The sequence below is a fragment of the Kluyvera ascorbata ATCC 33433 genome (assembly GCF_000735365.1).
Lineage (GTDB): Bacteria > Pseudomonadota > Gammaproteobacteria > Enterobacterales > Enterobacteriaceae > Kluyvera > Kluyvera ascorbata.
On record NZ_JMPL01000153.1, the window covers coordinates 1 to 8843 of the forward strand.

9 protein-coding genes are annotated in these 8843 nt (G+C 53.4%); 3 read left to right on the forward strand and 6 right to left on the reverse strand.

Annotated elements, in window-relative coordinates; all coding sequences use genetic code 11:
- Together GKAS_RS21410 and GKAS_RS21415 are read right to left on the reverse strand one after the other, a co-directional pair.
- Window positions 1-304: DUF3290 family protein (locus GKAS_RS21410; protein WP_035897295.1), on the reverse strand; the 304-nt coding region annotated here is incomplete at its 3' end.
- A 183-nt stretch (window positions 305-487) separates the two neighbouring features.
- Window positions 488-1987, reverse strand: coding sequence for an aldehyde dehydrogenase family protein (locus GKAS_RS21415; RefSeq protein WP_035897296.1), 1500 nt, complete (start codon window positions 1985-1987; stop codon window positions 488-490).
- Window positions 1988-2220: 233 nt separating this feature from the next.
- Between GKAS_RS21415 and feaR the strand changes: the two genes are divergently transcribed.
- Window positions 2221-3129 carry a transcriptional regulator FeaR gene (gene feaR, locus GKAS_RS21420; protein ID WP_035897297.1) on the forward strand — a complete coding sequence of 303 codons (909 nt, stop codon included), beginning with the start codon at window positions 2221-2223 and terminating at the stop codon, window positions 3127-3129.
- A 12-nt stretch (window positions 3130-3141) separates the two neighbouring features.
- Here feaR and GKAS_RS21425 read toward each other — a convergent pair whose 3' ends face one another.
- Together GKAS_RS21425 and yncE are read right to left on the reverse strand one after the other, a co-directional pair.
- Window positions 3142-3363: a YgdI/YgdR family lipoprotein gene (locus GKAS_RS21425; protein WP_035897298.1), complete on the reverse strand. Its 222-nt coding sequence runs from the start codon at window positions 3361-3363 to the stop codon at window positions 3142-3144.
- 144 nt (window positions 3364-3507) lie between these two features.
- Complete coding sequence (gene yncE / locus GKAS_RS21430; protein ID WP_035897299.1) at window positions 3508-4572, reverse strand: 7-bladed beta-propeller protein YncE; 1065 nt, start codon at window positions 4570-4572, stop codon at window positions 3508-3510.
- A gap of 256 nt (window positions 4573-4828) precedes the next feature.
- On the opposite strand from yncE, the gene pqqU reads away from it, so the two are divergent.
- On the forward strand, window positions 4829-6940 hold the full coding sequence (gene pqqU / locus GKAS_RS21435; RefSeq protein WP_035897300.1) for a TonB-dependent receptor PqqU: 2112 nt from the start codon (window positions 4829-4831) through the stop codon (window positions 6938-6940).
- Window positions 6941-6991: 51 nt separating this feature from the next.
- On the opposite strand, the gene GKAS_RS21440 is transcribed toward pqqU, so the two are convergent.
- The gene (locus GKAS_RS21440; RefSeq protein WP_035897302.1) at window positions 6992-7651 is read right to left on the reverse strand and encodes a GntR family transcriptional regulator; all 660 of its coding nucleotides are present in this window, start codon (window positions 7649-7651) and stop codon (window positions 6992-6994) included.
- Between the two features lie 170 nt (window positions 7652-7821).
- A complete protein-coding gene (locus tag GKAS_RS21445) occupies window positions 7822-8394 on the reverse strand; it encodes a helix-turn-helix domain-containing protein (RefSeq protein WP_035897303.1) in 573 nt (190 codons plus the stop codon).
- 40 nt (window positions 8395-8434) lie between these two features.
- On the opposite strand from GKAS_RS21445, the gene GKAS_RS21450 reads away from it, so the two are divergent.
- A partial coding sequence (locus GKAS_RS21450) for a GNAT family N-acetyltransferase (RefSeq protein ID WP_035897304.1) occupies window positions 8435-8843 on the forward strand: 409 nt, incomplete at its 3' end.

Consider the following 8843-nt stretch of genomic DNA (forward strand, 5'->3'; position numbering starts at 1 on the left):
AAAATATAGTGTTTACGTTCACTTCTTTTTCTTTCGATAGCAACTTAACGAAATTAACCATTTGCGATGATTGAGAGTGGAAATTTTGGCTATCAGTATAATCAGCATACTGGACACCAGAAATGAAGAGTAAAAACAAGAAGACGATGATCGTTAAGTCACGATATTTAGTTTGCAAGCGATGACGCATGTACAGGCTAAAAACAACAATCAGAATAAATAGCGCGCTAAATATAATGATGTATTTTAAATAATCATTAATATTAGACTGCGTTTGAAGATAATCGATGCCATAAAATCTCATATATTTATAATCCCTGAATCCTCATACCCCCGTTTGAATTATAGTAACACATTGTTTCTCCCTGCTCAGAAGTTCCTTAACAACTAATTATTATGGGTCGCTTAAACGAACGTCACTCGCAGAGCACCTCGTTTTGACAGAGCCGCCCTCTCCCATCGAGGAGAGGGCGCGGTCGAGTGCAAATTAGTAGCGCACGCACACCGATTTAGTTTCACACCAGTCGTTCAACCAGTCCGGGCCAAAATCACGCCCCGTACCCGACTGTTTCATGCCGCCGAACGGCAGGTTGGCGTCAATCAGCGTGTGGCTGTTGACCCATACCGTGCCGGCCTGCAGGCGGTCGGTATAGTTCAGCGCCTGAGTCAGATCACGGGTCCAGACGCTAGCGGTCAGGCCGAAGTCGCTGTCGTTGGCCAGGCGCAGCGCCTCTTCGCCGTCGGCGACACGTACCAGGTTCACTACCGGGCCAAACACCTCTTCACGAGTTAAGCGAAGATTGGCATCCGGGTTGATAACCAGCGTTGGCGGAATGTAGAAGCCCTGAGCGTCCGGGCCAACGTTGCCGGTAATCAGCTCGGCGTTTTGTTTACGCGCGTCATCAAGATACGCCGCCACTTTGGCGCAGTGCGCCTGAGACACCACCGGGTTAATCTGCGTGGTTTCCAGCATACCTGGACCCACCTGTAGCGATTTCACCGCCTGCTCAAAGCCGCTGACCAGCGTATCGAACAGCGGCGCTTCTATATAGATACGTGAACTGGCGGCGCACACCTGGCCCTGGTTAAGGAAGCTGCCGGTCATCAGCCCTTCGATAACCCATGCCGGATCGGCGTCTTTCAGTACGATGGCCGGGTTTTTACCGCCCAGCTCCAGCGTCACGCGGGTGAGCCTGTCGGCGGCGACGCGGGCAATCTGTTTACCGGTCGCGGTAGAGCCGGTAAAGCTCACTTTTGCCACATGCGGATGTGAGGTTAACGCTGCGCCGCACTCGGCGCCGCTGCCGGTCACCACATTGAATACGCCTTCCGGCACCCCCGCTTCAATGGCCAGTTCCGCCACACGCAGCAGCGTCAGCGGCGTCGTTTCCGACGGTTTAATGACGATAGAACACCCAGCCGCCAGCGCAGGCATCACCTTCCACATGCCAATCATCAGCGGGAAGTTCCACGGCACAATACCGGCAACGACGCCAACCGGCTCTTTTTTGGTCCACGCCTGGTAGCGTGCGCCCTGCGGGAATGGAATGGAGACATCCAGCGTGCGGCCGCTAATTTTAGTGGTCAGCCCGGCGGTATAACGCATCCAGTTCAGGGTGCAGCCGACTTCAAAGGCACGAGAGATGTTGATGGATTTGCCCTGCTCCAGCGTTTCCAGTTGGGCAAGTTCTTCGCCGTTTTGCTCAACGAGGTCAGCAAAGCGCAGCAGAATACGTTCGCGCTCGGCAGGCGTACGCCCAGCCCAACTGCGGGAAACAAATGCGCGCCAGGCGGACATGACGGCGCGGTCAACGTCTGCCGCATTAGCATCCGCGGTGGTGGCAATCGCCTTGCCCGTTGCCGGGTCCCAGACAGTGAGACGTTTTTCGCTCTGCGCCGCCTGCTGCGAGCCATCAATAAACAGGCCATGCTGACGGTCTAAAAACTGCTGCACGCTTGGGAGCAGTGCTACCTGTGATGAGGACATATCGTCTCCTTATTCTTCGCGGTTAGTCATTTCAGTCTACGGCGGGTCTGGAGATCGCGCTTTTGTCTCTGTGACATTCGCTTGTGCGGCTGTGACAGACGCCGCAATTAAACAGATTGCTCTGGCAGAAATGTGCAACAGGTAATAGTTCTTTCATATATTCCCCCGCGAACCCTTGTTAAAGGCAACATAAATGCAACAATGCCAAAACATTTTCATTGCAGAGATGGCGTATGGCAGCGGTAAATAGCGGTGAGACATATCAGGCGTGGCTGGCCAAAATCAACCAGGTGTGCGGGCATTTCGCGGCGCGCCCGTTGGATGGCGACTTTCATGGTGAGATAGATACCAGCTACGCGGGCAGCCTCAAGCTCAGCACCGTTACGACTCGCAACGTCAATCTGTTCCGCACCCGCCAGGAGATCCGCAGCGGTAACGATGCCTGGTTCTATACCGTGTTTCAGCTTGCCGGTCAGGCGGATATTGAGCAGGACGATCGTCAGGTGAAGCTGCAAACCGGCGATATGACGCTGATTGACGCGTCGCGCCCCTGCTCTATTCTCTGGCAGCAAACCTCCCGTCAGGTCTCACTGCTGCTACCGCGTCAACTGCTGGAAAACCAGCTGCGCGGCAGCGGAATTAGCGTCGCTACCCGTTTAGATAAATCCCTGCCGATGGTGCAGCTTAGCCAGCGCCTGCTGCATGAGAGCATGAGCAGCCCGCAGCTTTCGGCAAGCGAAAGTGAAGCGGCGCTGGATGCGATGGTGTGCCTGCTGCGCCCGATGCTGCATCAGCGGGAGGTCGCCCCTTCACGGCGCGAAAAGCAGTTTCAGAAGATCATGACGCTGATTGACGATGCGATTCAGGAAGAGCATCTGCGCCCGGAGTGGCTCGCCGATGAAACCGGTATGTCGGTAAGAAGCCTGTACCGACTGTTTGCCGATAAAGGGTTGGTGGTGGCGCAGTATATCAAGAACCGTCGTCTTGACCTCTGCGCCCAAGCGCTACAGCGTGCGCCAGACGACGAAAAGCTCGCCGGCATCGGCTATCGCTGGGGGTTCAGCGACCACAGCCATTTCTCTACCGCCTTCAAGCAGCGGTTCGGTATTTCGCCAGGGGAATACCGCAAGCGTGGTCGCTAAACAAAACTCAAATCAATTATCTTCAACCAGCTGCGACACGTCGTTGCTGTTGATTTCACGCGCATTGCCGTTCTGATCGGTGTAGCTGGTCATGCCGGTCTCTTTATCGAGCTGCGGTTTACCCTGCGTCACAATCGTCTGACCGCTTTTGGTGGTCATTACGTAGTTAGTCGTACAGCCTGCCAGAGCCAGCAGCATTGCGCCCGCGCACAGGAAATATAAAGGCTTTTTCATCATTTCTCCGTTCATTGTCCCCGCCAATGGCAAGGTTAAGTCGGCATATTGTATGCCGGATACGGTGAAATGGGGTATCGACGGGATGTAACAGAAGTTAACGTGATGATTTCCGGGAGGTCAATGGACCTCCCAGCGTACAAATTACAGCGCGATACGAATCACGTCGTCAGGCGCGGTGGCCTCTTTCTGACGGGTAGATTCCTGCTTCACGCTGACGTACAGCGTTTTACCGTCGGCGGAGAGCGTCAGGCTGTTCGGGAAGGTTGGCGTTTTGATGGTTTTGGTGACTTTATAGTCTTTCGCATCAATCACCGTCACGGTGCCCGCTTTACGCTGCGTCACGTAAACTTCGTTACGAACCGGGTTGAACAGCACCGCCAGCCCTTCCTGGGTGTCTACCTTCGACAGCACTTTGCCATCTTTCAGGTTTACGACCAGCAGTTCCGGCTGTTTGGAGTCGGTGATAAAGGCACGCTGACCTGCTTTATCCAGGCTGATGTTGATATAGAAGTGCTCTTTGCCGTCATCCTGCAGCTTCTGACGAGTCAGAATCTTGTTGCTTGCGGTATCGATGGTGACCAGTTCGCCATCGCCGTTAGTAACGTACAGGCGCTGTTTATCCGAGTCGACCGCCAGGCCCGTGCCGAAGCTTCCGGTACCGGTAATGGTGGTTTTCAGCGTCAGTTTGTCGCCGTCAACAACCCAGACGGAGCTGCCATCTTTGCCAATGCCGGTGATGTATACGGTATTGGTTTTCTCATCCACCGCCAGTTCACGCGGCTGCAATGGTTTAACCGTTTCACTACGTTCACGGCCATCCAGTACCAGGCGTCCCTTCACGTCGCCCGTTTTGGCGTCAATCGCGGTCACCGCACCGTTAATGGTGTTACCAAACCACAGGGTCTGGGTCTGATTATTCAGCGTCGCGCCAAACGGTTTGAGATCGTTATGAATAACCTGCGTCACTTCCAGCGTGACCGGATCAAGGCGATAAACAATCCCGCCCTTATCGGTTTTACGACTTTGTGATGTGGCCAGCCACAGCGCATTTTCCTGCTGGCTGTAGGCCATTTCATATGCCCCTTTGCCTACCGCTTTACGCAGCATTTCATCTGCGGCATGCGCGCTAAAGCTTCCCGCCAGCAGGAAAGCACTCAACAACAGAGAACGGCGCAGACGCGGCGCGGACAATTGACGTAATGACATGACGACTCCCTTTGATGAACTTAATGATTTCTGCTTCACATCGCTTCTGGCTTCGCAGCGTCATTGCACTACGTTTATAGATGCGAATAGTAATCATTAATTTATGTAAAGTGGAGCTTTTATTACCCCTGGCAACCAATTAGTTTCTATTTCATCACCTGAAATTAACGATTTATGCTGCTAAAGTTTTCAATACATTTACAAAAGTATTAACCTATTGGGGTCTGTTCCATTTGGTACATTTTGCGAGTTTTTCATGAAAATCATAACCGTACGCTCTGTGGCGCTGCCTGCGCTGCTGTTGCCGCTTGTTTTTTCTCCTTTTTCCTGGGCCAATGATGAACAAACGTTAATCGTCACCGCCGCCCCACAGGCCGTTTCTGAGCTGGATACCCCCGCCGCCGTTAGCGTGGTAGACGGCGAAGACATGCGTCACGCCGCACCGCAGGTTAACCTTTCAGAATCGCTGGGCGCTGTGCCGGGTTTGCAGGTGCAGAACCGTCAGAACTATGCGCAGGATCTTCAGCTTTCTATACGTGGTTTTGGTTCCCGTTCAACCTTCGGCGTGCGCGGTATTCGTCTGTACGTTGACGGTATTCCGGCCACCATGCCTGACGGTCAGGGGCAAACCTCGAATATTGACATCGGCAGTATCGATCACGTTGACGTGCTGCGTGGCCCCTTCTCTGCGCTGTACGGTAACGCCTCCGGCGGCGTGGTCAACGTCACCACCCAGACCGGCAAGCAGCCCACCACCATTGAAGCCAACAGCTATTACGGCAGCTACGGTACCTGGCACTACGGCATGAAAGCCAGCGGCGCAGTGGGCGACGGTACCCATGCGGGCGACGTTGACTACACGGTGTCGACGAATCGATTCACCACCCACGGTTATCGCGATCACAGCGCGGCGCGCAAGAACCTCGCCAACGCCAAACTCGGCGTGCGGATTAACGACGTCAGCAAGCTGACGCTGCTGTTCAACACCGTCGATATTAAAGCTAACGATCCGGGTGGCCTGACCAAAAGTGAGATGGACGCTGACCGCCAGCAGTCCCCGCGCGGCGACCAGTACAATACGCGTAAAAGCGTGAAGCAAACCCAGGCGGGCCTGCGCTATGAGCGTCAGCTCAGCGAGCAGGACGACCTCAGCGTGATGATGTACGCCGGGGAGCGCCAGACCACGCAGTACCAGTCGATTCCCAACACTTATCAGAAGAACCCCGCTCATTCCGGCGGCGTGATCGACCTCGATCGTCACTATCAGGGTATCGATACTCGTTGGACGCACCGCGGCGAAATGTTGATTCCGGTGACCTTCACCACTGGGCTTAACTACGAAAATATGAACGAGAAGCGCCGGGGCTACGAAAACTTCGTTATGAATGGTTCAACGCCGGAGTATGGCGAAAAAGGTAATTTGCGCCGCAACGAACGCAACCTGATGTGGAATCTCGACCCGTATCTGCAAACCCAATGGCAGCTGACCGACAAGCTGACCCTGGATGCGGGGGTGCGCTATAGCTCGGTGTGGTTTGACTCCAACGATCACTACGTTACTACGGGTAATGGCGACAGCAGCGGCGATACCAGCTATCACGAATGGCTGCCTGCGGGCTCGTTAAAATATGCCATTACCGATGCATGGAACGTCTATGCCAGCGTTGGTCGCGGTTTTGAAACCCCTACCATCAGCGAACTCTCCTACCATTCCGGCACGGCAAATGGGCTAAATCTGGACCTTAAACCTGCCACCAACGAGACCTATGAGATTGGGAGCAAAACGCGTATTGGCAATGGCTTACTCAGCGCCGCGCTGTTCCAGACCAACACCACCAATGAGATAGTCACCGATAGCAATAACGAAAGCCGCGCCAGCTACAAAAACGCCGGTAAGACCCGTCGTCAGGGTGCTGAATTGGCAATTGACCAGCAGTTTGCCGAAAACTGGCGCGCCAAAGCGGCATGGACCTGGCTTAACGCCACCTACCGCACCGATGTCTGTGGTGACGGCAGCTGTAACGGCAATCGTATTCCAGGCATCGCCCGCAATATGGGCTTCGCCTCGCTGGGCTATGAACCAGAAAGCGGCTGGTACGCCGGCGCGGACGTGCATTACATGGGCGATATTATGGCCAACGATGCTAACACCGCTCGTGCGCCGTCCTGGACCGTGGTTGGCCTGAATACCGGCTACAAGTTCAATCTCAGCAACTGGACGCTGGATGTCTTCGGGCGCGTCGATAACCTGTTTGACCGCGAATACGTCGGCTCGGTTATCGTGAATGAGTCTAACAAGCGCTACTACGAACCCGCACCAGGCCGTAACTACGGCGTGGGCGTTAATGTGGCGTGGCGTTTTGAATAATGCATGACGACGTTTCCGGGGCAGCCCGGAAACGTATTTTCCAGACGTAAATTAATGCCGATACTGCTGTTTCAAATACGATGTTGATTCATCAATAATTTGACATATCGCCGAATAACTTTCTGTTGAATCCCTTTTTTCCAGCGCATCCAACAATGGTTGATACACATTTTGATGCTGAAACGGTTCCATAGAATTTAAATATAAAAAATGCAGGCTTGGTCCCGCTCGCACCCATAATTGTTCAATCATTGCCATTAAGGTTGGCATTTCCGCATAGGTGTATATCTGGAATCGAAATTGATAATTAGTTTGCAGCATACGGGTAACGTCACCGGCAGATTTTGCCTCATGAAAGGCTTCGGAGAGAGACTTTAATGCCCTCATTTTATCTGCGGTTATATGTTCTGAGGCCGCTGCTGTCGCCATCCCCTCAAGGTTTTTTCGAATCCGGTTAATTTCAAGATAGGCCGAGTTGGTTAGCGCTGGCACCATAAAGGCCTGCGCAGGCGCTGCCTGAAGCGCCCCGAAGGAAACCAAACGCAGCAGCGCTTCACGCACCGGTGTAATACTGATGCCCTGGTTTATGGCTATTTCTCGGGTGACTAATCGCTCCCCGGGTTTTAACGCCCCCACAACAAGCGCATTCTTGATATTGTTCTCTACTTGCTGTGTCAAACTGATACGTTGTGCTTTGGCAAAATCCAGCATAATTATTATAACTCCGCGTATTTATTTACCCAGACCATTATAATTAATAGCTGGGGTTTTATTTTTTGCGCAGAAAATACGATATATATTTTTATCACAATTAGATTTAAGCAAAATTAATAGAAAATTAATCATGCGTAAACTATGCAATCTGGCTGCTGAATCGTTAACTACAGCGGCACGTTAAGTCTGACGACCAGATAGGTGCAGGATTTACCGCTATTGTTAATAAAACGGCAGTCGTTTGGCGGTCCAAGTTCGAGGCAGTCCCCGGCTTGCATTCGATGCGCCGTATCGCCTTCCATAAACAGCAGCTCGCCTTCCTGCATCCAGATAAGCTGTCGCGCCATGGCGTAGGCCGATGCAGGCATCGGGATGTCGCTACCCGCCGGTAGCTCAATTTGCACCAGATCGACCGGAAGCTCGCCGCGTGGCGAAACGTGGCGACGCAGATAGTGGGTCTGCGGATCGTGCCAGACCGGCTGGTCGGCAAATCGCAGCAGCTTCCCTTCCTGCATTTCTGCACGGGCAATCAGCGTCGACATACTGATACTGAAGGCACCCGAAAGCCGCGCCAGCAGCGCCGCTGTTGGGCTGCTCTCGCCGCGTTCAATTTTGTGGATCATCGCCCGGGAGACACCCGCACGCTCGGCCAATTCGCTCAGCGACCAGCTGCGCGACTCACGCTCAATGCGAATTCTTGCACCGATCCGTTGATTTAAGTTGTCTTCAATAGTATTCATATCGTAATAATATAGTGAACAACACTCAGGGTGCAACTCCATGGCTATTCGTTTTGCAACAAAAGAAGACTGTGCCGCCATTGCGGCAATCTATAACCACGCGGTCGTCCATACCGCCGCTATCTGGAACGATAAAACCGTCGATACCGATAACCGTATTGCCTGGTTTGAAGCGCGTCAGCTCGGTCATTTCCCGGTGCTGGTGAGCGAAGAAAACAGTGTCGTAACCGGCTATGCCTCCTACGGCGACTGGCGTAACTTTGACGGCTTCCGCCATACCGTTGAACACTCAGTCTACGTCCATCCGGAACACCAGGGCAAAGGGCTCGGCAATATTCTGCTCGGCGCGCTGATTGATGAGGCCCGCCGTCGCGGCAAGCACGTGATGGTTGCGGGTATCGAATCACAAAACCACGCTTCGTTGCACCTGCACGAGAAGCACGGTTTTG

Coding starts and splice junctions, on each gene's coding strand:
- GKAS_RS21415 (WP_035897296.1), bottom strand. CDS start 1,987: ATGTCCTCATCACAGGTAGCACTGCTCCCAAGCGTGCAGCAGTTTTTA.
- feaR (WP_035897297.1), top strand. CDS start 2,221: ATGGCAGCGGTAAATAGCGGTGAGACATATCAGGCGTGGCTGGCCAAA.
- GKAS_RS21425 (WP_035897298.1), bottom strand. CDS start 3,363: ATGAAAAAGCCTTTATATTTCCTGTGCGCGGGCGCAATGCTGCTGGCT.
- yncE (WP_035897299.1), bottom strand. CDS start 4,572: ATGTCATTACGTCAATTGTCCGCGCCGCGTCTGCGCCGTTCTCTGTTG.
- pqqU (WP_035897300.1), top strand. CDS start 4,829: ATGAAAATCATAACCGTACGCTCTGTGGCGCTGCCTGCGCTGCTGTTG.
- GKAS_RS21440 (WP_035897302.1), bottom strand. CDS start 7,651: ATGCTGGATTTTGCCAAAGCACAACGTATCAGTTTGACACAGCAAGTA.
- GKAS_RS21445 (WP_035897303.1), bottom strand. CDS start 8,394: ATGAATACTATTGAAGACAACTTAAATCAACGGATCGGTGCAAGAATT.